Raw genomic sequence first — 22,303 nt, 5'->3', positions numbered from 1 at the left:
CGGACCCCCGGCGACCGAGGGGAGTGGCGATGACCGGAGAAGACCGTCCCCGCCCGGTGTTCGACCCGGACCTCGGCGCCGAGGCCCGCGCGGTGCTCGCCGCGGCGCCCGAACGGCTCGTCGCGGCCTGCCGGCCGGCGCCGCCGCCCCCGCGGCTGCGCGCCGCCACGGTCGCGGGGCGGCTCGTGTGGATCCCGGCGTTCGCCGTCTTCTACGGCGTCCTGCCCGGCGGATGGCTGCGCGTCTGCTTCCTCGCCTCGCCGGACGACGACGAGCTGCTGGGCGGCGCGATGCGCTGGGGGCGGCTGCCCGTCCTCGCGATGATGCTCACCCCGGCGGTGCAGGTCGTCCTGCTGCTGCTCGGCCAGCTGGAGGCCGCCGCCGTCCTCGCGGCCGCCGGGTTCACCGGCTGGGCGGCCGGCGCGCTGCGGCACGTGCGGGAGCCGGCCGCGTCCCGCGCCGCGCGCGAGCACCACGGCTCCTACCTGCTGCCCGCCGACTTCGACGGGCCCGCCGCGCGGCTGCTCGTCCGCGCCCAGCGGGCCGTCGACGCCGTCCTCGGGTCGCGGGCGCACTGCGCCGGGCTGCTGGACGACGTCAACAACGCGGTCGTGCTGCCCCGGCAGGAGTGGGCCGTCGCGGGCGCGCTCGCCGAGCACACCCGGCTGCGCCGCGAACGCCTCGCCCAGCAGCCCGAGCGGCTCTCCCCGCGGGTCCGGGCGCTGCTGGAGCCGCAGGACCGCGCCCTGGAGCTGTCGGTCCGCTCGGTCACCGGGCGGATCGAGGCGCTGGAGGCGTACGCGCGCCGCGCCGGGGAGGCCGACGACGCCTACCACGAGTCGCGGGTCCTGCAGGGGCTGCCGGAGCAGAACGCCCGCTACCGGGACCTGCTGGCGAGCACCGCCCGGGACGAGACGGCGGGCGCGGAGATCCGCGGCATGGCCGAGGACGCCCGGCGGGCCGAGGCGGCGCTGCGCGAGCGCGTCGCCGGCGCGCTGCGCGCGGGCCTCGAACTGGCCCTGCCTCCCGCGGGCCCCGGGATCAGTCCTCGGCGAGGACGATGACGCGGTCGTCGGCGGCGAGGGTGAGCGGCGCCGCCTTGTCCGGGTTGAGCTTCACGCCGTAGCCGGGCGGCTCGTGGAACCGCGCGGTCACCCGGTAGCCGAGCGCGACCTCGCCGCGCCGCCGCGCCGACTCGATCAGCGTCGCGAAGTTCGCCTCCGCGCCCGGCACGAGGTAGTCGCAGGCGGGCTTGAGGTAGATCTCCGAGCCGGCGGGGTCGAGCAGGTCGACGAAGACGTCGTACAGGTGCCGGTTCTCGCTGAGCTGGGTCAGCATCAGGCTGATGAGCTTCTCGCTGACGACGAAGTCGTCGGCCTTGGTGACCTGCGCGATCTCTCGGTTGGCGTCGTCGTTGATTTCGCTGACGATGGCAAAAGGGTCGTTGCGGGGGGCGTGGGGGGTCGCCCCCCCACCGGGGGCAGGGTCGTTCCGGGGGGCGTGGGGGGTGTGGGGGGTCGGCTCTTCGGTTGGGGGCGGGGTGCCCAGTGCGTCCTCCATGTCGCGCAGGTGCAGGAGCGTGACGAGGGTGCGGGCGTCGGCGTGGTCGGGGTCGTGGCCGGCGTCCGACAGGACGATGACCTTCTGGAACGAGCCGACGTCGAGGGACTCCAGGGAGGGCCGCTCGGTCGGCTCCGCCCGGATGAAGTCGATCTTGAGGTTGGCGGCCGGCGGCAGCGCGCCGGTGGGGTCCTCGCGCGGTGCGGCCACGACCAGTTCCGACGCCGGGGCGAGGAACTCGTCCAGCAGCTCGATGATCTTCGGAGCGCGGTGGTTCCAGCCGAGCATGAGGGTCCGCTCGGGCACCGGGTCCCGCGCGGTGGCCGTGCTCAGCGCCTCCTCCCGGACGGCCGGGGGCGGCCCGGCGGCGAGGCGGATCAGCAGGTCGTCCTCGGCCAGGATGATGATCTCGTCGTCGGCCTGGATCACGGTGTCCATCGGCGGGTTGAGCAGCACGGTCCCGTCGCCGCGCCGCAGGCCGGCGGGGACGCCGAGGTCGTAGGCCGCCAGCGACTCGCCGAACGGCACGCCCGCGAGGGACGGCTCGGGCCGCATGTAGAACTCGTGGCCGGCGAAGTCGAGCAGCTCGGTGCAGACCTGCGACAGGCCGGACTGGCGGTGCGACTGCACGATGAGCCGGATCGCGACGTCGTCGGCGTCGATGACGTGCGCGCGGTCGCCGCCGGCGAGCCGTGCGGCGGGCAGGTTCGCCGAGTCGTGCACGGCGGCGACGACGTGCGGGCGGTGCCGGCCCCAGGTGCGGGCGCCGAGCGTCAGCAGCACCTTGATGACGCGGGTGTCGGCGTCCGCGACCTCGGGGGTGACGATGAGGATGGACCGCGCGGTGCCGGGGCTGACGAGCTCCACGTCGGCGACCTTCAGCGGGTCGCCGGTGCGGCACACGATCCGGGTGCGGCCGAGGTCGCCGACCCGGGCGCGGATCGCGTCCTCCATCTCGACCTTGTCGCGGTCGGCGAGGATGGCCACGCACGACCTGCGCTTGCTCTGGTTGGCCTCCACCAGCTCGGCGACCACGGTGAACACCTGGTCCGACCAGCCGAGCAGGACGGTGTGGCCCTGCTCGACGATCCGCGACCGGCCCTTGCGCAGCTCGCCGATCTTCGCTTCGAGCCCGGTGGTGAGCACGCCGATCAGCGCGCTGACGATGAAGATCCCGCCGACGGTGGAGACCAGCATCAGCGCCAGGAACGGGCCCGTGCCGGTGTCGTCGCCCATCGTCCCCGGGTCGAGCGTGCGCAGCAGGCTGCGCCAGATCATGCCGGTCCAGTGCCCGTTCTCCTCGCTGTCGCGGGGGGCCAGGACGACGGCCGCGCTCGCCACCACGAGCACCAGCGCCGCCGAGGCGAGGCCGAGCCAGCCGATGAGCGCGGGCGTCCCCTTCGACATCGTCCGGTCGAACCAGTACCGGACCCGCTCCCGCCGCGTCACAGGTGCCAACCGGTCCGCCCCCTCCAGCCGTTGCCGGCCGCCAGCCTATTGCGATGACTCACACTATTTCCGACATTCTCTCGCTAATAGCGATTTGCCCGATGCGCACGGAAGAGGCCGGGGTGTGAGAATTCCACCCCGGCCCCTCGGTGCCGTGCCGGAACGCCGCCGGCCGCGCGACCGCTAGTGCGCGGCCTCGTACTGCTCGATCACATTGGCGGGGATGCGGCCCCGCTCATTGACCTTGATGCCGTGGTTCTTCGCCCACTCGCGAATCTCGGCGGAGCGCTCACGGCTGCCCGCGGTGCGCGACCCGCGGCCGGCGCGGGCGGTGGTCCGGCGCGCCTTGCGGGCGCTGGCCACGAACGGCTCAAGGCCGTTGCGCAGCTTGGCGGCGTTCTTCTTGCTCAGGTCGATCTCGTAAGTGGTGCCATCGAGGGAAAAGCTGACGGTCTCGTCAGCCTCTCCACCGTCGATGTCGTCCACGAGAAGGACTTCGACCTTCTGTGCCATGCGGGGACTCCCTCTAGCTATGCGTCCGGCTTGGCGTCCGGATGTGCCTCGATGAATGCAGCATAGACCTCATCCGATATCTTGCCACGTTCGGAGACTTCGATGTCCTGACGCAATGCCCAGTCGCGGACATCGCCGTTCGTGTAGCCCTTGATCTTCGCGACGCGGGACTTGCGGCCCTTCCCCGCGGGCTTCACCTCCGCGGCGTTCTCGATGAAGGGCGCGAGCGCGTCCAGCATCTCGTTCAGCCGCTTGTAGTTGTCATCGCTCAAGTCGATCGTGAACGTCCGACCCAAGACTTCGAAGTCTCGCTTTCCGACGTCGTCGCCTTCGGAGCCGTCGATGTCGTCCACGCGAATGACCTTCTCGGCCATGTGCTCTGTGTCTTCCTTCCCCTCGCCTACGCGGCGTCCCCGACCGTAGCGGATTCCGGGGTGACCTTGGACGGGACACGGGCGGGGAGGGCGGGCGAGGGGGCGCGGATCAGCCGTCGTGGCGCTGGATCCAGGTGTGCAGGAGGAGCATCATCTCCAGCCGGATCTCCGGGTCCTCGATGTCGAAGTCGAACATCTCGTGGAGCTGCGCCAGCCGGTACCGGACGGTCTGCGGGTGCACGCACAGGACCTCGGCGGCGCCGGTGGCGTTGAAGCCGTGCTTCATGCACTCCAGCAGCGTCACGGCGAGCCGCAGGCCCTGCCGCGCCCCGGCCTCGTCCAGCGGGGCCAGCCGCCGGGACGCCACGATCGCGGCGAGCGTGCCGCCCTCGCGCAGCAGCAGGCTCGGCAGGTGCTCCTCGGCCCGGACGAGCACCCCGCCGCGCCGACCGGCCCGGCCGCCGGAGGGCGCGGGCCGCGCCGGGCGCCGCGCGGCGGCCGGCGCGAGGTCCAGCGCGCGCCGCGCCCACAGCAGGGACGTCCCGGCGTGCTCCACCGGGACCGAGGGACCGATCGCGCCCGTCCAGCCGGCGAGCGTCGCGGTGAGCTCGTCGATCCGGCCGGGGCCGTCCGGGTCGGGCATGATCAGGCAGGGCCGGCCGTGGTCCAGGCCGGTCAGCAGGGACGGCGGCAGCCCGGCCGGGCCCTCGCCGCCGCTGCCCGGCCGCGGCCGCAGCACGATCACCGCCAGCCGCCGCGGCAGCGGCCAGCCGGCCCGGGCCGACTGCTCGCGGGCGACCTCCGGCGGCACGGGCGGGTCCGACAGCAGCAGGGTCAGCAGGCGGCCGCGGCGCTGCTCGCGCTCCCCGGCCGCCTTCTCCCGGGCGCGGGCGTAGCCGTGCGCGGCGGCGGACGCCAGCGCGTCCAGGTAGGCGAAGTTCGCCTCGGCGAGCAGGCTGACCAGCGCGCGCGGGCGGCCGAGCCGCTCGGCCTCGACGGCGAGGTGCCGCCAGGCGATCCGCGACCCGACGCGCATCGCGTTCTGCAGGTGCTCCAGGCTGCGTCCCTCGACGGCCTCGCCGTAGCCGACGTCGAAGAAGACCTGGTACACCTCCTTCCACGAGGAGTCCGGGTCGGCGATCATCTGCACGAAGTGCTCCATCGCGTGGGCGACGGCGGCCTCGGCCACCCGCCAGTAGCCCGCGTCCCCCGGCCGGTCGTACTCGGGGACGTGCCGCAGCACGCCCTCGACCATCACGGCGAGCAGGGCCGGGAGGTGGGGCCGCATCCAGCGCGCCTCCTCCGCGGGCACGTCCCGCCAGGGCTCCTCGGTCAGGCCCTCCAGGACCGGTGATCCGGAGTGCGCGTTCTCGTACGTCGCGGTCACGCTGCCACCTCCCGCTCACTTTCTGCGAAAGCGCTGTTTCCGGGCGGCCTGCGCCCCGTTCGTCCCAAACCTAGGCACGCGGCGTGGTCCGCGACACTCAGCGGCCCTCACCGTGCGGGGGCAGGTTTGTCAGCCCGTTGACAAGCCCCCGGATCCGCCGCGGAACGGCTGCGCCGGACCGCAGCCAAGTTCCGGTCAAAACGCGCATGCCGCACGGTGCGGGGGGTAGCCGCCCCGACATGCCCATTCACCATTGAGGGAGCTGGACTATGGCTGACCCCGCCGACCGGGCGGACCGGAAACAGGAGCAGATGGACCTCCGGCGGGTGAGCCCTGAGGGTGCGGAGCTCACCACCGATCAGGGGATCCGGGTCGACGACACCGACAACACGCTTTCCGCGGGCGAGCGCGGCCCGTCCTTGATGGACGACTTCCATATGCGTGAGAAGATCACGCATTTCGACCACGAGCGGATTCCCGAGCGGGTCGTGCACGCGCGCGGCGCGGGCGCGTACGGCCAATTCACGCTGCACGAGTCGCTCGCGGAGTACACCACCGCCGAGTTCCTCACCGACACGTCGCTGACGACGCCGGTGTTCGTGCGGTTCTCCACCGTCGCCGGGTCGCGCGGCTCGGCCGACACCGTCCGGGACGTCCGCGGCTTCGCGACGAAGTTCTACACGCGGCAGGGGAACGTCGACCTCGTCGGCAACAACATGCCGGTGTTCTTCATCCAGGACGGCATCAAGTTCCCCGACTTCGTGCACGCGGTGAAGCCCGAGCCGATGAACGAGATCCCGCAGGCGCAGTCGGCGCACGACACGCTGTGGGACTTCGTCCAGCTCCAGCCCGAGACCATGCACATGATGATGTGGCTGATGTCGGACCGGGCGATCCCGCGCAGCTACGCGATGATGCAGGGGTTCGGCGTCCACACGTTCCGGCTGGTGAACGCGCAGGGCCGGGGGACGTTCGTGAAGTTCCACTGGAGGCCGAAGCTCGGCACCCACTCGCTCGCCTGGGACGAGACCCAGAAGATCGGCGGCAAGGACCCCGACTTCAACCGGCGCGACCTGTGGGACCGCATCGAGGCCGGCGACTTCCCCGAGTACGAGTTCGGCGTCCAGCTCGTGCCGGAGGAGGACGAGCACAGGTTCGGGTTCGACCTGCTCGACGCCACCAAGATCATTCCGGAGGAGGAGGTCCCGGTGCGGCCGGTCGGCACGCTGGTGCTGAACCGCAACCCGCAGAACTTCTTCGCCGAGACCGAGCAGGTCGCCTTCCACCTCGGCAACGTCGTGCCCGGCATCGACTTCACCAACGACCCGCTGCTGCAGGCGCGGCTGTTCTCCTACCTGGACACGCAGCTGATCCGGCTCGGCGGGCCGAACTTCCCGCAGATCCCGGTGAACCGGCCGATCGCGCCGGTGCACAACCATCACCGCGACGGCTACCACCAGATGGACGTCCACCCGGCGCAGGCCGCCTACCACAAGAACTCGCTGTCGGGCGGCTGCCCGGCGGTCGGCGGCGAGGGCTCGTTCAGCCACTACCAGGAGCGGGTGGACGGCACCAAGATCCGCAAGCGGAGCGAGAGCTTCGCCGACCACTACTCCCAGGCGACGCTGTTCTGGAACAGCATGACCGACTGGGAGAAGGAGCACATCGTCGGCGCGTTCCGGTTCGAGCTCGGCAAGTGCGACCACATGCACATCCGGGAGGCCGTCGTCGGGCACCTCAACCACGTCGACCACGACCTCGCCGTCCGGGTCGCCCAGGGCATCGGCGTGGCGCCGCCCGCGTCGCCCGCGGCCGCCAACCACGGGCGCAGCTCGCCCGCGCTGAGCCAGGCGAACACGCCCGCGGACTCGGTGCGGGGACGCAAGATCGCGATCCTGGTGGCGGACGGCGTCGACTCGGGCGCCGTCACCGCGGTCGGGGACGCGTTCACCGGGGCGGGCGCGGTCTGCGAGGTGCTCGCCGCCGAGGACGGCCACGTCCAGGCGGCCGACGGCGGCCGGGTCGAGGTCACCCGGGCCATGCCGACCGTCGCGTCCGTCCTCTACGACGCGGTCTTCGTGCCGGGCGGCGAGGAGAGCGTCCGGACGCTCGCGCAGGACGGCGACGCCGTGCACTTCGTCGCCGAGGCGTTCGTGCACTGCAAGGCGGTGGGCGCCCACGACGCCGGCATCGGGCTGCTGGAACGCGCCGGGATCACCGGGGTGCGGTTCGCCGACGGGAACACGGTGAGCGACGCCGGCGTCGTCACCGCCGAGGGGGCGTCCGGCGAGTTCCCGGCCGCGCTGGTCGACGCGGTCAAGGCGCACCGGCACTGGACGCGCGACAAGGCGCAGGTGCCGGCCTGACGGCCGGCGCCCCCGCCGGAGCCGGGGGCGGACCGGGGGACGGGGCCCGGTCCGGCGGACGCATCGCGGACCGCCGGGCCGGGCCCGCCGCATGGCCGCATTCTGCCAATTGATTGTGGGCAACCTCACAGGCCGGGATGTATCCGTGCCGAGGTGAAAGAGAATCTGAAAATAAATCTTGTGCGACTCGCGCGGTAAATCGCCGCGGAGGACGCGGCGAAACACGCCGCTATCGAACCGCATTGCGGCCGGGTGACGTGCGCGGTCGGCCCGCGCGGCGGCCCCGCCGCGCCGTGCAAGTGGACGCTGACATGCGGTTTCCGGCCCGCGGCCGCCCGGCTCCGGGCGCGTCCGGGGGACGCCCGGTTGCCTGACCGGGCAGCCCGCCGCCGCCCGGACTGCTCAGCAGTGCAGTTCAGCCGTGCGCATTTCTGTAGCAAGATGACGGCCGTCCGGTCGGCTTATCCGCCGTTACCGGGAAGGGCGTCCAGCGCCGTTTTCGGTAGGCGGAGCCGACGAGGCAGGGGTCGGTAATTGGAGGGATGGCGCATGACCGCGTCCGTTATCGAGCGATTCCGCGAGCTGGTCGTCGACGAGTCGGATTCCTGCTACTTCGACCGTCCGCTCGACCATGTGCCGGGGATGCTGCTGTTCAGCGGCCTGCTGGAGCTGGCCGCCCGCGCCGACGGGCTGCGCTCGCGCGGCCGGCGGCCGGGGCGGGTCGTCGCCGGCCTCGACTTCACCCGGTTCTGCGAGCTGGACCGCGGGACGACGCTGTCCTGCCGCCCCGTCCCCGGCCGGAACCGGGCCTGGACGGTCGCCGCGCGCCAGGCCGGCCGGGAGGTGCCCGCCCGGCTCCTCGCCGGCCTGCCGGTCACCGCCGCGACCCGCGCCGCGCTCGGCGAGGAGCTGTCGCGCTGCTGGCTGGACGCCGTGGACGGCCAGCTCCGCGACCTCGCCGCGCGCCCGGCGGCGGCCACGCCGGAGTCCGTGCTGCGCAGCTACGAGGGCAGGACCGGCGCGCCCTACGCGATGGCCGCCGCGGCGGCCGCCCGGCTGGCCGGCGCCGACCCGGGCCGGGCCGCCCGGTGGCGGGCGTTCGGGCGGGCGCTCGGCGTGCTGCGCCAGCTCGTCAACGACCGGCGCGACCTCGCGTCCGGGCGGCACGAGGACCTCGCCAACGGCACCGCGACCTACCTGCTCGTCCAGCTGCTGGCCGCGCTGCCCGCCGCGCGCCGCCGGGAGGCGCTCGCGCTGCACGCCGCCGCACGGCACTCGGCGTCCGCGCGGGCCGAGCTGACCGCGCGGATGCTCGACGACGAGATCACCGGCGCCTGCGCCGCCTCCGTCGCGCCGCTCATCGAGCGGGCGCATGCCGTTCTCGACCTCCTCGGCGGCGAACCGGGCTGCGTCCGGGAGCTGCACGCGCTGGTCGACGAGACCGCCGGCCGCATGCCCGGGTCCCGCCTGGCCGTGGCGTAGGGAGAGGACGCCGATGACCGCTCCCGCTCCCGGCGGACTCTCCGACGTCCTCGTCTCGCACGGCCCGCACGTCGCCGCCGCGATCGGCGAGGCCCTGCACGGCCACCCCGCCTACCTGCCGATCCGGCGCGCCGCCGGCCCGATGTTCGGCGGGCGCGCGGAGACGTGCGCGCGCCTCATCGCGGTCGTCCTCACCGGCGAGCCGCTGCCGGAGGACGACCTGGGGCGCTTCCGCGACCTCGGCGTCCTCGCGGCCCGGCAGGCGATCCCGCTGCCGGTGCTGTCGGAGGTGTGGGACCTCGCGCTCGCCGCCGCCGCCCGCACCTGCTGGACGGTCGCGCCCGCCGGCCGCTTCGCCGAGATGGCCGAGCTGACCGCGCACGCGGCGCGGCTCGCCATCGGCGCGCGGGAGGCGTGCATCCAGGGCTACGCGGAGGCGCCCCGCGAGGGGAGCAGGTCGCGGCCGCTGCGCCGGCTGCTCGCCGAGACCCTGATCGACGGCGCGCCCGCGGGCGTCATCGCCGAGGCGGCCGGGGTCCGGCTGGCGCCCGCCTACCTCGTGCTGCTGTGCGAGGCGCCCGCCGCGGCCTCCTGCTGGGAGCGGGCGAGCGAGCGCCTGGACCGGTGGGACGGCGTCCTGTACTCCGGCGACCTGTCCGGCCTCGTCGCGCTGCTCCCGGCGGCCGACCCGCCGCGCGCCGAGAGCCGGGCCGCCGAGTTCACCGCCTTCCTCGTCGCCCGGACGCGCGGCCCGGTGCACGCCGCCGAGGCGCTGAGCCGCGGCCTCGCCGACATCCCCGACGCGCTGGAGGAGGCGTCCCGCGTGCTGACCGTCGTCAAGGCCGTCCCGGACGCCGAGGACCGCCCCTACCGGGCGGACGAGCTGCTGGTCGAGCTGGCGATCCTGGAGCAGCCCGCGATCCGCGGCCGGCTCGCCGCCGTGCTGAAGCCGCTGGACGCCGGCACCGACCTGCGCCGGACGCTGGAGGTGCTGCTCGCCTGCAACCTCGACCGCGAGCGCGCCGCCCGGGAGCTGTGGATCCACCGCCGCACGCTGCACTACCGGCTGGACCGCATCCGGGACCTGTCCGGCGTCGACCCCAGCTCCGCGCGCGGCATCCAGCTGTTCCGCGCCGCCCTCACCTCGGCGCGGCTGACCGGACCGGAACGCGACGGCCGCCGCGCCGAGGAGACCTCGCTGCCCCCGCCGCTGAGCGCCTGAAGGAGACCGATGGACTTCCCCCTGCCGCACCGCCCGGACGTCCCGCCGGACGCGGGCCACCTGCGGCGCCTCCGCGAGCGGCCGCTCGTGCCGGTCGTGGCGGCGGGCCGCGAGGCGCTGCTCGTCACCCGGCACGCCGACGTCCGGACGGTCCTGTCCGACGCCCGGTTCAGCCGGGAGGCGTGGCACGGCGGCACCCTCTTCGCCCGGACCCGGGCGTCCCTCGCCCTGGCCGCGGCGGTGCTGTCGGCGGGGTTGCTCGTCGCCGCCGCGCGGCCGGGCTGGTGGACGGCCGTCGCGGCCGCCCCGCTCGCCGTCCCCGCCCTCGCCGCGCGGAGCTTCGCGCGGGGCCGGACGCGGTGGCCGCGCCCGGCGGCCGTCCTCTACCCGCCGCTGGCCTTCGCGAGCCACCTCGCGCTCGGTCTCGCCCGGTGACGGGCGCTCAGGCCAGTCCCATCTCCCGCCGGACGTTCTCGAACTCCACCGCCATCGCGTCGGCCAGCGCGCGGGCGCCCGACAGCGGCCGGACCATCACGCAGAACTCGTCGATGAGCCCGGTCTCGTCGTGGTGCAGGAAGTCGCAGCCGTGCACCTCGCGGTCGCCGACCCGGGCCTTGAAGACGAGCGCGTGGTCGCGGCCGTCGCTGATCTCGCGGACGTAGCGGAAGCCGGTGAACACCCGGGTGACCGCGCGCAGGATCGCGGTGACCGCGGCCCGTCCCTCGTACGGCGCGAACGCGACCGGGCTGAGGAACGTGACGTCGTCGGCCAGGAGCGCCGGGAGGGCGTCGATGTCGCCCTTCTCAATGGCCGCGCGGAACGGGTGCATCGGGGCCCACCTCCAGGCTCGGGTCATCGCCACGCCCCGTGGGGACGTGGCGAAAGCCTAGAGGAGCGGGGCCCGGCGGCGATCACCGGGCGGGCGTCGTCACACGCCGGGCTGCAGCAGCACCTTGATCGCGCCGTCCTCCTTCTTCTGGAACATCTCGTAGGCCCGCGGCGCCTTCTCCAGCGGCCAGCGGTGCGTGGCGAGGTCCATCACCCCGAGCGGGTCGGAGTCGTCGGCGACCAGCGGCATCAGCTCGTCGATCCACTTCTTGACGTGCGCCTGGCCCATCCGGAGCGCGATGCCCTTGTCGAACATCTTGAGCATCGGCAGCGGGTCCGTCATACCGCCGTACACGCCGATGACGGAGATCGTCCCGCCCCGGCGGACGGTCTCGATCGCCGTGTTCAGCGCGGCGAGGCGGTCCACCCCGACGCGCTGCATGACCGGCGCGGCCGAGTTGCCCGGCATCAGCCCGGTGAGGGTCTGCGCCAGCTTGGCGCCCGGCGAGCCGTGCGCCTCCATGCCGACCGCCTCGATCACCGAGTCGGTGCCGCGGCCGCCGGTGAGCTGGCGGACCGCGTCCGGGACGTCGTCGGCGTCGTCGGAGTCGATCACCTCGACGCCGTGCCGCCGCGCCATCTCCAGCCGCTCGGGCACGAGGTCCACCCCGATCACCCGGTGGCCGAGGTGGCGGGCGATCCGCGCGCACATCTGCCCGATCGGGCCGAGGCCGAGTACGGTGACCGTCCCGCCCTCGGGGACGTCCGCCCAGTCCACGGCCTGCCGCGCGGTCGGCAGCACGTCCGACAGGTAGACGAACCGCTCGTCCGGCGGGCCCTCCGGCACCTTGATCGGCCCGAAGTGCGCCTGCGGCACCCGCAGGTACTCGGCCTGCGCGCCGGGCACCTGCCCGTACAGCTTCGTGTAGCCGAACAGCGCCGCCCCCGAGCCGTGCTCGCGGACCTGCGTCGTCTCGCACTGCGCGTACAGCTGCAGGTCGCACATGTGGCAGTGTCCGCACGAGATGTTGAACGGGATGACCACGCGGTCGCCGGGCTTGACGTGCGCGACGTCCGGGCCGGTCTCCTCGACGACGCCCATCGGCTCGTGGCCGAGGATATCGCCCTCGCCGAGGAACGGCCCGAGCACCTCGTACAGGTGCAGGTCCGACCCGCAGATGCCGGACGAGGTCACCCTGATGATCGCGTCGTCCGGTTCCTTGATCTTCGGGTCGGGCACGGTGTCGACGCGGACGTCGCGCTTGCCGTGCCAGGTGACAGCCTTCATCGTGCTCCTCCTCGGACGCGGGACGGACGGCCTGTTCCCAGGCGGCCCTACCCCGACGCGCCGGGCGAAACGTTCGTCACGGGCAGCGGTGGGCGTGCGCCACCGCGCGGACGGCGGCGGTCCGCGTGGCCCAGAGGTGGGGCGCGGCGAGCCGGTACGCGTCCGGACCGGGCCCCGGGCGGAGCCGGTACCCGCGCGCGTCGTACGCCTCCCAGCCGGTGCGGCGCCCGCGCAGGCCGAGGGCGTGCGTCACGGTCCCGGCGGCGTGGCCCTCGTGCCGCAGATGCCAGCGGTGCGCGTCCAGGTCGGCGAGGGTGAACTGGCACAGCCGCCAGCCGGGGGCGACGCGGTGCGCGAGGTCGAGCGTCACGAGCGGCCCGCCGTCGGCGGGCCGCGGTGCTGTTCGCGTTGGTGCGGTTCGCGGTGCCGCGGAGCGGGGGCCGGGGGAGCGCGCCGCGGGCCCCCGGCCGTAGTCGCGGACGAGCCGGGTCAGCTCGCGGGCGGCGTCGGACAGGGCGCGCGCCGCCTCGGCGAGGCGCCGCTCCTGCACCTGGTCGGCGGGGGTCCGCCGGCGCGCCGCGTCGAGCCGGTCGATGGCGCGGGCGGCCTCGTCGCGGGCGGCCGCGATCCCGGCCCGCTCGCCGGAGTCCGGCCCGTCCACGCCGCGCGGGTCGCCGTTCCGCGCGTCCATGTCGTGCGACACCGGGGGAGCTCCTTCGGAAGTGCGGTCCTCCAGCGGCCTTCCCGAAGTTCCCGCCTTCTACCGCGATGCCGGGGCGTCCCGCTCGCCGGTCCGGACTGAGAACGCGAACGGAGGGTAGAGCAGGCCCATGAACGACGCCCCCCTGCGCCTCGGCGTGCTCGACATCGGCTCCAACTCGGCGCACCTGCGGGTCGCCGACCTCGACCCCGGCTTCCCGCCCGTGCCCGTCCGCTCGGTGAAGAGCGCCGTCCGGCTGGCCGAGGCCACCGACCGGCACGGCGTCATCGGGCGGCCCGCCGTCGGGCGGCTGATCGCCGCGGTGCGGGAGTCGGTGGCCGCCGCCGCGGCCCTCGACGTCGCCGAACTGGTCCCCTACGCGACGTCCGCGCTGCGCGACGCCGCCAACCGCGACGACGTCGCCGCGGAGGTCCGCGCCGCCACCGGAGTGGAACTGGGGTTCCTCACCGGCGAGCGGGAGGCGCGGCTGACGTTCCTCGCCGCCCGCGGCTGGTACGGGTGGTCGGCCGGGCCGATGCTGCTCGCCGACATCGGCGGCGGCTCCACGGAACTCGCCTACGGCGCCGGGCGGGACGCGGAGATCGCGCTGTCGCTGCCGCTCGGCGCGGGCCGCCTCACCCGGCACCACCTGCCGCCGCGCCCGCCCGTCCCGAAGCGGACCCGCAGGGCGATGCGCGCGCACGTCCGGTCGGTGCTCGGGGAGGCGTCCACCGGGATCGCGGGGCGGCCGGCGCCGGTCCGGGCCGTGGCGACGTCCAAGACCTTCGCCCAGCTCGCCCGGCTGTGCGGCGCGCCCAAGGCGAAGGCCGGCCCCTACCGGGAACGGCGCCTCCGCCGGAGCGACCTGCACGGCTGGATCCCGAAGCTGGCGAAGCTGCCGGACGAGGAGCGGGCCGGGCTGCGCGGGGTCAAGGCGTCGCGCGCCCACCAGATCCTCGCGGGCGCGATCGTGGCCGAAGGCGTGATGGACGTCCTCGGGCTCGACCGCCTCGACATCTGCCCGTGGGCGCTCCGCGAGGGCATCTTCCTGCACCGGCTGAGCGAGCTGGCGGAGGGGCGCCCGCCCGAGCTGTTCCCCGAGCAGCGTCCCAAGACCCTGCGGGGCGCGTGGCTGCGCGCCGTCACCTGACACACGGTGATCTGCGCGCCGTCGTCCGCCCGCGCCGCGGCCCGGTTTGCCGGGCGGCGCGGCGGGCAGTTCCGCGGCAGGACGGCGCCGGGCCACGGGCGCAGCGAGCTCTGGGGGGAGCACGTCATGGGACTCGCCGACACGCGGGAGATCGAGAAGCTGCTCGGGGACCTGGCGTTCCCGGCGAGCAAGGAGCGGATCGTCGAGCACGCGCACGAGAGGCGGCCGGAGGGGGAGGCGGAGCGGGCGCTGCTGGCGCTGCCGCTCGGCACCTACGACAGCGTGGCCGAGGTGGTGCGGTCCGTCCCGCTCGACCCGGACCCCGGGCGCACCCCGTCCGAGCGCGACCACCAGCGCCGGCACCACGAGAAGCCCGGTCTCGGCGAGCGCATGCGGCACACCGAGCGCTCGCCGGTCGAGGACGAACTCGACCGCGACGACGAAGTGTGACGCCCGGCCCCGGACGAGGGCGGGCGCCGGTTCCCACCGCGTTTGAACGACGCCGGCGCGGCAAGTGCCCCGTTGGGGCCGGACGCGGGAGGGAGGGCCGTAGATGACGGCCGTGCAGGGCAGGGACGACACCAGCGTCGCCGACGCGCTCGCGCGGCACCGCAAGGGCACCAGGGTCGGCCACGTCCTGGCCACCACCGACCACAAGATGGTCGGCTACCTGTACCTCTCGACGTCGTTCATGTTCTTCCTCGCGGCCGGGATCATGGCCATGCTCATGCGGGCCGAGCTCATGGAGCCGGGCAAGCAGGTGATGGGCAACCACGCCTACAACGAGCTGTTCACCATGCACGGCACGATCATGATGCTGCTGTTCGCGACCCCCACGTTCCTCGGGTTCGCCAACGTGATCGTCCCGCTCCAGATCGGCGCCCCGGACGTGGCGTTCCCCCGGATGAACGCGCTCACCTACTACCTGTTCCTGTTCGGCGGGCTCATGGTGCTCGGGGCGTTCCTGATGCCGGGCGGCGCCGCCGCCTACGGGTGGTTCGCCTACGCCCCGCTGACGTCGCAGACGTTCTCGCCGGGCCTCGGACCCGACATGTGGATCATGGGGCTGATCCTCTCCGGCTTCGGGACGATCCTGACCGCGGTGAACATCACCACCACGATCATCGCGATGCGCGCCCCCGGCATGGTGATGTTCCGGATGCCGATCTTCACCTGGAACGCGCTGCTGACCAGCCTGATGGTGCTCCTCGCGTTCCCCGTGCTGACCGCCGCGCTGTTCGCGCTGGAGGCCGACCGCAAGCTCGGCGCGCACATCTACGACGCCTCGCACCACGGCGCGCTGATCTGGCAGCACCTGTTCTGGTTCTTCGGCCATCCCGAGGTCTACATCGTCGCGCTGCCGTTCTTCGGCATCGTCACCGAGATCATCCCGGTGTTCGCCCGCAAGCCGCTGTTCGGCTACCTCGGCATGGTGGCGGCCACCATCTCGATCACCGGGCTGTCGATGACGGTCTGGGCGCACCACATGTTCGCCACCGGCGGCGTCCTGCTGCCGTTCTTCTCCATCACCTCGTTCATGATCGCCGTCCCGACGGGCATCAAGTTCTTCAACTGGGTCGGCACGCTGTGGAAGGGGCAGCTGACGTTCGAGACCCCGATGCTGTTCGCGCTCGGGTTCCTCGTCACGTTCCTGTTCGGCGGGCTGACCGGGGTGATCCTCGCCTCGCCCGCCCTCGACTTCCACCTCACCGACTCGTTCTTCGTCGTCGGCCACCTGCACTACGTCCTCTTCGGCACCATCATCTTCGCCACGTTCGGCGGCTTCTACTTCTGGTGGCCGAAGATGACGGGCCGGATGCTCCACGAGGGCTGGGGCAAGGTCCACTTCTGGTCGCTGTTCGTCGGGTTCCACCTGACGTTCCTCGTCCAGCACTGGCTCGGCGCCGAGGGCATGCCGCGCCGCTACGCCGACTACCCCGACCAGTTCGCCACGCTGAACTTCATCTCGTCCATCGGCGCGTTCATCCTCGGCGCCTCGACGTTCGCGTTCCTGTGGAACGTCCTGCGGACCTGGCGGCGCGGTGAGAAGGTCGAGGTGGACGACCCGTGGGGCGCCGGCGGCTCGCTGGAGTGGGCGACGTCCTGCCCGCCGCCCCGGCACAACTTCACGTCCATGCCCCGGATCCGTTCCGTGCGTCCCGCGTTCGACCTGCACCACCCGCCGCTGGAGCCGCCGCAGGAGGCCGAGCCGGCGCTGCCGCCGCCCAGGGAGTCCTGAGCCCCCCGTCAGCCGTCCCCGCCGTCCCCGCCGTTCTCGGCCGGGCCCCGCTTCAGGTCGCCCTGGCCGCCGCCGTACGACTCGGACTGGTAGTCCAGGTAGAAGCGGTTGGCGCGGGTCCGCACCTGCGTGCGGGCGCGGTCCGGGGTCGGCAGCGGGATGAGGTGGTCCGGGTAGGGGGCGACCAGCTCGTCCGGCCGCCGGGTCCGCAGGACGGCCTCCCTGTCCTCGGACGGCTGCTCGTGCCGCTCCGCGAAGCCTCCGGCCGGGCTCAGCGAGATCAGGCCGCTCTCCACGCCCTCCTCGCGGATCCGGAGGTCGCGGCGCTGCAGGCTCAGGCAGACGCGCCGGGCGATGACGAACGCCGCGACCGGCCCGACGAAGAACCCGACGCGGAACAGCCAGGTCGTCCAGAAGAGCGGGATCTTGAAGGTGTCGGAGAGGATGTCGTTGCCGCCCGCCGCCAGCAGGTCGATGTACCAGACGACGGCCGCGGCGCCGATGGCGGTCCTGGTCGGGGCGTTGCGCGGCCGGTCCAGCAGGTGGTGGACGCGCTCGTCCCCCGTGGCCCAGCGCTCCGCGAACGGGTACAGCCCGATGAGCGTGAAGAAGACGCCGGGCAGGACGACGGCGGGCAGCAGCACGTTCCACGAGACCGTGTGCCCGCCGACGGTCGTCGACAGCGGCCCCATGATGCGCAGCGAGCCCTCGAGGAAGCCGACGTACCAGTCGGGCTGCGAACCGGACGAGATCTGGTCCGGCGCGAACGGCCCGTAGAGCCAGACCGGGTTGATCTGGAACAACGTCGCCATCAGGGCCAGGACGCCGAACGTGAACAGGAAGTACGCGGCGCTCTGCGTGGCGAAGTGCGGGAACGTCTTCTCGCCGTTCACCGACATCTCCCGCCGGCCCTTGCCCGGCCAGGTGGTGTGGGTCTGGTGCCACAGGATCATCAGGTGCGCGGTGACGAGCGCGATCAGGATCCCGGGGACGAGCAGGATGTGCACGGTGAACAGCCGCGGGATGAAGTCCTCGCTCGCCGGGAACTCGCCGCCGAAGGCCCACATGCTCACGTACGTCCCGACGACCGGGATCGACAGCATGATGCCCTGGGCGATCCGCAGGCCCGTGCCGGACAGCAGGTCGTCCGGGAGCGAGTAGCCGGCGAACCCCTCGGCGAGCGCCAGCACGAACATCGTCACGCCGATCACCCAGTTGATCTCGCGCGGCTTGCGGAACGCCCCGGTGAAGAAGATCCGCATCAGGTGGACGACGATCGCCGCGAGGAAGACGTTCGCCGCCCAGTGGTGGATCTGCCGCATCAGCAGCCCGCCCCGGACGTCGAAGGTGATGTCGAGGGTGGAGGAGTACGCCTCGCTCATCCGCACGCCCTTCAGCGGCGCGTACGAGCCGTCGTAGACGAGCGTCGTGCCGCTCGGCTTGAAGAACAGCGTGAGGAAGACGCCCGTGACGACCAGGATGACGAACGAGTAGAGCGCGATCTCGCCGAGCAGGAACGACCAGTGCTTGGGGAACGCCTTCTTGATGTTCCGGTCCAGGAACGACGTGGCGCCGAGCCGGTCGTTCACCCCTTCGACGAGGCTCCCCAGCCGCTGCGGCCCCGACCGTCCCTTCCGTCCCGCCATCGCGCTTCTCCCCAGGCCGAGCACCGCTCTCCGCTGGGCGGGTACCCGGGCCCGATCACCGCAAACGCCGCCGCGCGGGCACCTGCGGCGCCCGCGCGGCGGCGGTCTCCGGCACTCAGGACGCGGCCGCGTAGAGCACCTCGCGCAGGCCGGGCAGCGCCTCGCGGTCGGCGCGCCAGACCAGCCGCAGGCTGAGGTCCGGGACGTCGAGCGGGAGCCGGGCGAGGGCCCCGGAGTCGAGCCGGTCCCGGACGGCGAACGCGGGGACGAGCGCGACGCCGAGCCCCCGCTGCGCCCAGGAGCTCATCACCGTCACGCTCCCCGCCCGGACGCGCTCCACCGTGTCGCCGAGCAGCCGCTCGCCCGCCAGCCAGAACGAGCAGGCCGGGACGTTCACCAGCAGCCGCTCGCCGCCCAGGTCGGCGGCGGTGACGCGGGGCGCCCCGGCGAGCGGGTGGTCCGGCGCGGCGATCAGCGCGAGCGGCACGGGCTCCAGGTCGAGGAAGTCCAGCGGCGCGGCGGGCGCCGCGAAGCCGAGCCCGCCCACGCCGCCGCCGGAGTCCAGCAGCAGCGCGGCCTCCAGATCCCCCGCGGCGACGGCGCCGAGGAGCTGGTCGCGGGCCGCGTCCGTCCGGACGTCCACCCGCAGCCCCGGCCGGCGCGCGGCGAGCCGGGCGAGGACGCCGGGGACGTGCGTCGCGGCGATCGACTCCAGCGCGCCCAGCCGGAGCACCGGCCGCTCCCCGGCCACGTCGCGGCGGGCCTGCTCGGCCTGCCGCAGCAGCCGGCCGGCCCACTCCCGCATCCGCTCGCCCGCCGGGGTGAGCCGCATCCCCTTCGGGCCGCGGTCGAACAGCGCCACGCCCAGCGACGCCTCCAGCGACCGGATCTGCTCCGACACCGACGACGGCGCGAGGCCGAGCGCGCCGGCGGCGTCGGTGACGGTCCGGTGGGCGACGACGGCCTCGAACGTCCGCAGCTGGCGCAGTTCCATGCGGGTGGCAACCCGCGCGCGCCGTTCGGATATTCCGAACGGCCCGTGCGGCGCCGCCGGTGGAGCCCGCCGTCCCGGGTTCGCAGACTGGACGGCCATGAGCGCAGTCCTCTCCCCAACGCCGGTGGGAACCGCCGCGAGGCGGCGTCCCGCCCTGCTGGGCATCTCCCTCGGCTACTTCATGGTCCTGCTCGACACGACCGTCCTGTCGGTGGCCGAACCCGACCTGGCCCGCTCCCTGCACGGGACCGTCGCCCAGCTCCAGTGGGCCGTCACCGGGTACACGGTCGTGTTCGGCGCGCTGCTGCTGTCGGCGGGCGCGGTCGCCGACCGGTACGGCGCGCACCGCGTGTTCCGCGCCGGCATCGCCGTCTTCGGCGCCGGGTCGCTGCTCAGCGCCGCCGCGCCGGACCTGTGGACGCTCGTCGCGCTCCGCGCGGTGCTCGGCGCCGCCGCCGCGGCCTGCGTGCCCGCCTCCATGGCGCTGATCGCCCGGCTCTACCCGGCGCCCGCCGAACGCGCCCGCGCCGTCGCGGCCTGGGCGGCGACGAGCGGCACGGCGCTCGCGGCCGGGCCGGTCGCGGGCGGCGCGCTGGTCGGCCTCGCCGGCTGGCGCGCCATCTTCCTGATCAACGTGCCGCTCGCCGCCGCCGTCCTCGTCCTCGTGGGCGGGCGCCGGATGCGGTGCCCGTCCGGCTCCCGCCTCATCGACTGGCCGGCGCAGCTCCTCGCGTGCGCGGCGCTCGGCCTGCTGACCGACGCGCTCATCGCGGTCGGCTCCGGGGCGGGCGTCCACGCGTCCTGCTCGGCGGCCGGTGCGGGCGCGGCCGGCGCGCTGTTCGCACTGCGGGAGCGGCGCAGCGCGGCGCCGGTCCTGACGCCGGCCGTCCTGCGGGCGCCGGGGATGGGCTCCGCGCTGCTGGCCGGTGCGGCCGTGAACTTCGTGCTGACGGGCGTGCTGTTCGTGCTGCCGCTGGTGTTCCAGGGGAGCCTCGGGCTGACGCCGCTGCGGACCGGGCTCGCGTTCCTGCCGATGACGCTGCCGTGCGCGGTCAACCCGCTGCTCACCGGCCGGATCGTCGCGCGCGGCGGGCCGCGCCGCCCCGTCCTCGCCGGGCTGGCCCTGCTGACCGCCGGGGGAGTGCTGACCGGCCTGGTCCTGCTGTACGGCGCCGGCTATCCGCCGCTGGTCGCGGGACTGCTCTGCACCGGCTTCGGCGTCTCGTTCGCGCTGCCCGCGCTCGCGACCCTGGTGGTGACCGCGGCTCCGCACGGGACGGCCGGCGCGGCGGGCGGCCTGCTCAACGCCGCCCGGCAGTTCGGCGCCACGCTCGGCGTCGCCGTCATGGGCGCGTTCGCGTCCGCCGGTTCCGGCGGGGACCCGGCCGTCGCCCTGTTCATCGCGGCGGGGGTCTGCGCCGCGGTCTGCGCCGCCGTCCTGCGGGTCAGGCCACGCGCGTATCCCCGGCGGAGTTGAGGCGGTGCCGGACGATCTGGATGTCGGCGCGCAGGCGGTCGGCGGCCAGCGGGTCCGGCTCCAGGCCGCCGAGGCCGTCCTCGATCAGTTCGAGCTGGTCGGCGCGGAGCCGCGCGAGCAGCCGGCGCGGCTCCCCGGCCGGCACGTCCCACCGCTCCTTCTTGCGCCACTTGCGGAACGCGAGCACGTGCCCCTCGCCCGGCACGAGGACGCCCTTCGCGGTCTCCGCGTGCACCGTCCGGCGGAAGTGCGACAGGTAGCGGCGCCGCGCGAGCCGGTAGGCGAGGACCGCCGCGAGCAGGATCGGCGCGCCCTTCACCGGCAGCATCAGCACCCCGGACAGGACCGGCGCGTCCCACCACGAGTGCAGCGCCATCGCCAGCAGGAGCGCCCCGGCCGCCACGGCCAGGCTCGTCCGGGACGCCCGGCCGAGCAGGCAGCCGAGCCCCGCGCCGCCGACCGCCGTCATCGCCCAGTGGCTCCACCAGGCCCCGCCGACCACTCGGCTGCCGAAGGAGAAGAACGCCGCGTTGGCGTCCTGCGTGGCGCCCGTCAGCACGATCGTGTTCAGGACGTACAGGAAGTTCTCCGCGAACTGGAAGCCCAGCCCCGCGAGCGCGCCGTAGCCCCAGCCGTCCAGCGGGCCGCGGACCGCGGTCGGCGCCATCAGCGCCAGGAGCGCGACGCCGAGCAGCTTCAGGATCTCCTCGTCGACCGGCGCGGCGATCGACGCGCCCCACACCGAGCTGAACGCCGGGCCCGCCGTCTTGCCGAGGATCGCCTGGAACGCCGAGTTCGCGGGCAGCGCCAGGCCGAACGCGGCGAGCCCGCCCCACGCGACCGCGATCAGCGCGTAGCCGAGCGGACGCGGCCGGACCGGGTGCAGCCGCCGCAGCACCCAGACGCCCACGAGCAGCGTCGGCGTCAGCAGCGCGAACCCGATGATCGCGCCGGCCGGGAACGCCGCGACCCCCGCGCCGATCCCGCGGAAGGCGATCCAGACGCCCAGCAGGCACGCGGCCGCCCACAGCCAGAACGCCGGCCGCCGCGTCATGACGGCGCCGAGATCGTGATGGTCCGCACCATGGCCTCGACCTCCGCGGCCAGCCTCCGGTAGGCGCCCGGCGGGCCCGACGCGGTCACGGTCGCGCCGAGCGTCCGCGTCGCGAACACGGTGGCCACGCCGGCGCGCTCCCGCCCGGCGAGCCGCCCGGTCAGCCCGGTCAGCCCGTGCGCGGTCGTGATCGGGACGGGCTGCGCGTGCAGCCGCGAACGCCCGCCGACGGCGACGATCCGGCCGAGGCCGTCCCACAGGTCGCGGGCGTCCACCGGCGCCAGCGGCACGACGATGCTCACCGAGAAGCCGACCTCGGCGTTGGACAGTTCGATGTTGCTGGCCAGCGACGTGCGCGCCCGGTCGAGGGACCAGCCCCGGGACGGGACCGCGAACGCCACCGGCCGGACGCCGTCGCGCCGCGTCCCCACCGACAGGACCGTCCCCGCCATGAGGGGCTTCGCGCCGCTGCCGAGGGCCGTGTCGATCAGGGGGAGCCCGGCGCCGAGGACGAACAGCACGAGGGCCACGAGCCCCGTGCCCCACCATCTCACCCGCGCCACGTGACCCCCCG

At 74.1% G+C, this 22,303-nt stretch carries 20 protein-coding genes; 9 read left to right on the top strand and 11 right to left on the bottom strand.

Going from position 1 to position 22,303, the window contains the following annotated elements:
• Nucleotides 1-29: 29 nt before the first annotated feature.
• Nucleotides 30-1,064, top strand: a complete 1,035-nt coding sequence (locus ACA511_RS15740) for a hypothetical protein (protein WP_375025051.1) — start codon at nucleotides 30-32, stop codon at nucleotides 1,062-1,064.
• Here ACA511_RS15740 and ACA511_RS15735 read toward each other — a convergent pair.
• The 4 genes from ACA511_RS15735 to ACA511_RS15720 form a co-directional block, all read right to left on the bottom strand.
• On the bottom strand, nucleotides 1,042-3,009 hold the full coding sequence (locus ACA511_RS15735; RefSeq protein WP_375025596.1) for a potassium transporter TrkA: 1,968 nt from the start codon (nucleotides 3,007-3,009) through the stop codon (nucleotides 1,042-1,044). The genes ACA511_RS15740 and ACA511_RS15735 overlap by 23 nt on opposite strands.
• 183 nt (nucleotides 3,010-3,192) lie before the next feature.
• Nucleotides 3,193-3,522 carry an Lsr2 family protein gene (locus ACA511_RS15730; protein ID WP_375025050.1) on the bottom strand — a complete coding sequence of 110 codons (330 nt, stop codon included), beginning with the start codon at nucleotides 3,520-3,522 and terminating at the stop codon, nucleotides 3,193-3,195.
• 17 nt (nucleotides 3,523-3,539) lie between these two features.
• Nucleotides 3,540-3,896, bottom strand: coding sequence for an Lsr2 family protein (locus tag ACA511_RS15725; protein ID WP_375025049.1), 357 nt, complete (start codon nucleotides 3,894-3,896; stop codon nucleotides 3,540-3,542).
• Nucleotides 3,897-4,005: 109 nt separating this feature from the next.
• Entirely contained in the window at nucleotides 4,006-5,283 is a 1,278-nt protein-coding gene (locus ACA511_RS15720) for a PucR family transcriptional regulator (protein ID WP_375025048.1), read from the bottom strand.
• Between the two features lie 269 nt (nucleotides 5,284-5,552).
• Between ACA511_RS15720 and ACA511_RS15715 the strand changes: the two genes are divergently transcribed.
• The 4 genes from ACA511_RS15715 (at nucleotide 5,553) to ACA511_RS15700 (ending at nucleotide 10,788) form a co-directional block, all read left to right on the top strand.
• Nucleotides 5,553-7,649 carry a catalase gene (locus tag ACA511_RS15715; RefSeq protein ID WP_375025047.1) on the top strand — a complete coding sequence of 699 codons (2,097 nt, stop codon included), beginning with the start codon at nucleotides 5,553-5,555 and terminating at the stop codon, nucleotides 7,647-7,649.
• Nucleotides 7,650-8,198: 549 nt separating this feature from the next.
• Complete coding sequence (locus tag ACA511_RS15710; protein ID WP_375025046.1) at nucleotides 8,199-9,131, top strand: polyprenyl synthetase family protein; 933 nt, start codon at nucleotides 8,199-8,201, stop codon at nucleotides 9,129-9,131.
• A gap of 13 nt (nucleotides 9,132-9,144) precedes the next feature.
• Entirely contained in the window at nucleotides 9,145-10,353 is a 1,209-nt protein-coding gene (locus ACA511_RS15705; protein WP_375025045.1) for a PucR family transcriptional regulator, read from the top strand.
• A 9-nt stretch (nucleotides 10,354-10,362) separates the two neighbouring features.
• Nucleotides 10,363-10,788, top strand: a complete 426-nt coding sequence (locus ACA511_RS15700; RefSeq protein WP_375025044.1) for a hypothetical protein — start codon at nucleotides 10,363-10,365, stop codon at nucleotides 10,786-10,788.
• A gap of 7 nt (nucleotides 10,789-10,795) precedes the next feature.
• Here ACA511_RS15700 and ACA511_RS15695 read toward each other — a convergent pair whose 3' ends face one another.
• The 3 genes from ACA511_RS15695 to ACA511_RS15685 all read right to left on the bottom strand — a co-directional run bounded on the left by ACA511_RS15695 (nucleotide 10,796) and on the right by ACA511_RS15685 (nucleotide 13,172).
• Nucleotides 10,796-11,182, bottom strand: a complete 387-nt coding sequence (locus tag ACA511_RS15695) for a nuclear transport factor 2 family protein (RefSeq protein WP_375025042.1) — start codon at nucleotides 11,180-11,182, stop codon at nucleotides 10,796-10,798.
• Between the two features lie 99 nt (nucleotides 11,183-11,281).
• Nucleotides 11,282-12,469 carry a zinc-dependent alcohol dehydrogenase gene (locus ACA511_RS15690; protein ID WP_375025041.1) on the bottom strand — a complete coding sequence of 396 codons (1,188 nt, stop codon included), beginning with the start codon at nucleotides 12,467-12,469 and terminating at the stop codon, nucleotides 11,282-11,284.
• 76 nt (nucleotides 12,470-12,545) lie between these two features.
• Nucleotides 12,546-13,172 (bottom strand): hypothetical protein, encoded by a 627-nt coding sequence (locus tag ACA511_RS15685; protein ID WP_375025040.1) that lies wholly within the window; start codon nucleotides 13,170-13,172, stop codon nucleotides 12,546-12,548.
• 127 nt (nucleotides 13,173-13,299) lie between these two features.
• Between ACA511_RS15685 and ACA511_RS15680 the strand changes: the two genes are divergently transcribed.
• The 3 genes from ACA511_RS15680 (at nucleotide 13,300) to ctaD (ending at nucleotide 16,558) form a co-directional block, all read left to right on the top strand.
• The gene (locus tag ACA511_RS15680) at nucleotides 13,300-14,319 is read left to right on the top strand and encodes a Ppx/GppA phosphatase family protein (protein ID WP_375025039.1); all 1,020 of its coding nucleotides are present in this window, start codon (nucleotides 13,300-13,302) and stop codon (nucleotides 14,317-14,319) included.
• Nucleotides 14,320-14,445: 126 nt separating this feature from the next.
• On the top strand, nucleotides 14,446-14,769 hold the full coding sequence (locus ACA511_RS15675; RefSeq protein ID WP_375025038.1) for a DUF2795 domain-containing protein: 324 nt from the start codon (nucleotides 14,446-14,448) through the stop codon (nucleotides 14,767-14,769).
• Nucleotides 14,770-14,872: 103 nt separating this feature from the next.
• Nucleotides 14,873-16,558, top strand: coding sequence for a cytochrome c oxidase subunit I (ctaD, locus tag ACA511_RS15670; RefSeq protein WP_375025037.1), 1,686 nt, complete (start codon nucleotides 14,873-14,875; stop codon nucleotides 16,556-16,558).
• A gap of 8 nt (nucleotides 16,559-16,566) precedes the next feature.
• Here ctaD and ACA511_RS15665 read toward each other — a convergent pair whose 3' ends face one another.
• Both ACA511_RS15665 and ACA511_RS15660 read right to left on the bottom strand, forming a co-directional pair.
• On the bottom strand, nucleotides 16,567-18,204 hold the full coding sequence (locus tag ACA511_RS15665; RefSeq protein WP_375025036.1) for a cytochrome bc complex cytochrome b subunit: 1,638 nt from the start codon (nucleotides 18,202-18,204) through the stop codon (nucleotides 16,567-16,569).
• Nucleotides 18,205-18,319: 115 nt separating this feature from the next.
• Entirely contained in the window at nucleotides 18,320-19,198 is an 879-nt protein-coding gene (locus ACA511_RS15660; RefSeq protein ID WP_375025035.1) for a LysR family transcriptional regulator, read from the bottom strand.
• A 97-nt stretch (nucleotides 19,199-19,295) separates the two neighbouring features.
• On the opposite strand from ACA511_RS15660, the gene ACA511_RS15655 reads away from it, so the two are divergent.
• On the top strand, nucleotides 19,296-20,675 hold the full coding sequence (locus tag ACA511_RS15655; protein ID WP_375025034.1) for an MFS transporter: 1,380 nt from the start codon (nucleotides 19,296-19,298) through the stop codon (nucleotides 20,673-20,675).
• Here the strand turns inward: ACA511_RS15655 and ACA511_RS15650 are convergent.
• Nucleotides 20,644-21,729 carry a PrsW family intramembrane metalloprotease gene (locus tag ACA511_RS15650; RefSeq protein WP_375025033.1) on the bottom strand — a complete coding sequence of 362 codons (1,086 nt, stop codon included), beginning with the start codon at nucleotides 21,727-21,729 and terminating at the stop codon, nucleotides 20,644-20,646. The two genes, ACA511_RS15655 and ACA511_RS15650, sit on opposite strands and share 32 nt — an antisense overlap.
• Entirely contained in the window at nucleotides 21,726-22,292 is a 567-nt protein-coding gene (locus ACA511_RS15645; RefSeq protein ID WP_375025032.1) for a hypothetical protein, read from the bottom strand. The genes ACA511_RS15650 and ACA511_RS15645 overlap by 4 nt, the downstream gene beginning before the upstream one ends.
• Nucleotides 22,293-22,303 lie beyond the last annotated feature (11 nt).

Source organism: Actinomadura sp. GTD37 (assembly GCF_041951365.1).
GTDB lineage: Bacteria > Actinomycetota > Actinomycetes > Streptosporangiales > Streptosporangiaceae > Spirillospora.
This window is presented reverse-complemented; position numbering and strand designations above follow the sequence as displayed.

Bases quoted from the DNA above. Each gene is read 5' to 3' on its own strand.
- ACA511_RS15740 (WP_375025051.1), top strand. From the start codon at position 30: ATGACCGGAGAAGACCGTCCCCGCCCGGTGTTCGACCCGGACCTCGGC.
- ACA511_RS15730 (WP_375025050.1), bottom strand. From the start codon at position 3,522: ATGGCACAGAAGGTCGAAGTCCTTCTCGTGGACGACATCGACGGTGGA.
- ACA511_RS15725 (WP_375025049.1), bottom strand. From the start codon at position 3,896: ATGGCCGAGAAGGTCATTCGCGTGGACGACATCGACGGCTCCGAAGGC.
- ACA511_RS15715 (WP_375025047.1), top strand. From the start codon at position 5,553: ATGGCTGACCCCGCCGACCGGGCGGACCGGAAACAGGAGCAGATGGAC.
- ACA511_RS15710 (WP_375025046.1), top strand. From the start codon at position 8,199: ATGACCGCGTCCGTTATCGAGCGATTCCGCGAGCTGGTCGTCGACGAG.
- ACA511_RS15705 (WP_375025045.1), top strand. From the start codon at position 9,145: ATGACCGCTCCCGCTCCCGGCGGACTCTCCGACGTCCTCGTCTCGCAC.
- ACA511_RS15700 (WP_375025044.1), top strand. From the start codon at position 10,363: ATGGACTTCCCCCTGCCGCACCGCCCGGACGTCCCGCCGGACGCGGGC.
- ACA511_RS15695 (WP_375025042.1), bottom strand. From the start codon at position 11,182: ATGCACCCGTTCCGCGCGGCCATTGAGAAGGGCGACATCGACGCCCTC.
- ACA511_RS15690 (WP_375025041.1), bottom strand. From the start codon at position 12,469: ATGAAGGCTGTCACCTGGCACGGCAAGCGCGACGTCCGCGTCGACACC.
- ACA511_RS15680 (WP_375025039.1), top strand. From the start codon at position 13,300: ATGAACGACGCCCCCCTGCGCCTCGGCGTGCTCGACATCGGCTCCAAC.
- ACA511_RS15675 (WP_375025038.1), top strand. From the start codon at position 14,446: ATGGGACTCGCCGACACGCGGGAGATCGAGAAGCTGCTCGGGGACCTG.
- ctaD (WP_375025037.1), top strand. From the start codon at position 14,873: ATGACGGCCGTGCAGGGCAGGGACGACACCAGCGTCGCCGACGCGCTC.
- ACA511_RS15665 (WP_375025036.1), bottom strand. From the start codon at position 18,204: ATGGCGGGACGGAAGGGACGGTCGGGGCCGCAGCGGCTGGGGAGCCTC.
- ACA511_RS15660 (WP_375025035.1), bottom strand. From the start codon at position 19,198: ATGGAACTGCGCCAGCTGCGGACGTTCGAGGCCGTCGTCGCCCACCGG.
- ACA511_RS15655 (WP_375025034.1), top strand. From the start codon at position 19,296: ATGAGCGCAGTCCTCTCCCCAACGCCGGTGGGAACCGCCGCGAGGCGG.
- ACA511_RS15650 (WP_375025033.1), bottom strand. From the start codon at position 21,729: ATGACGCGGCGGCCGGCGTTCTGGCTGTGGGCGGCCGCGTGCCTGCTG.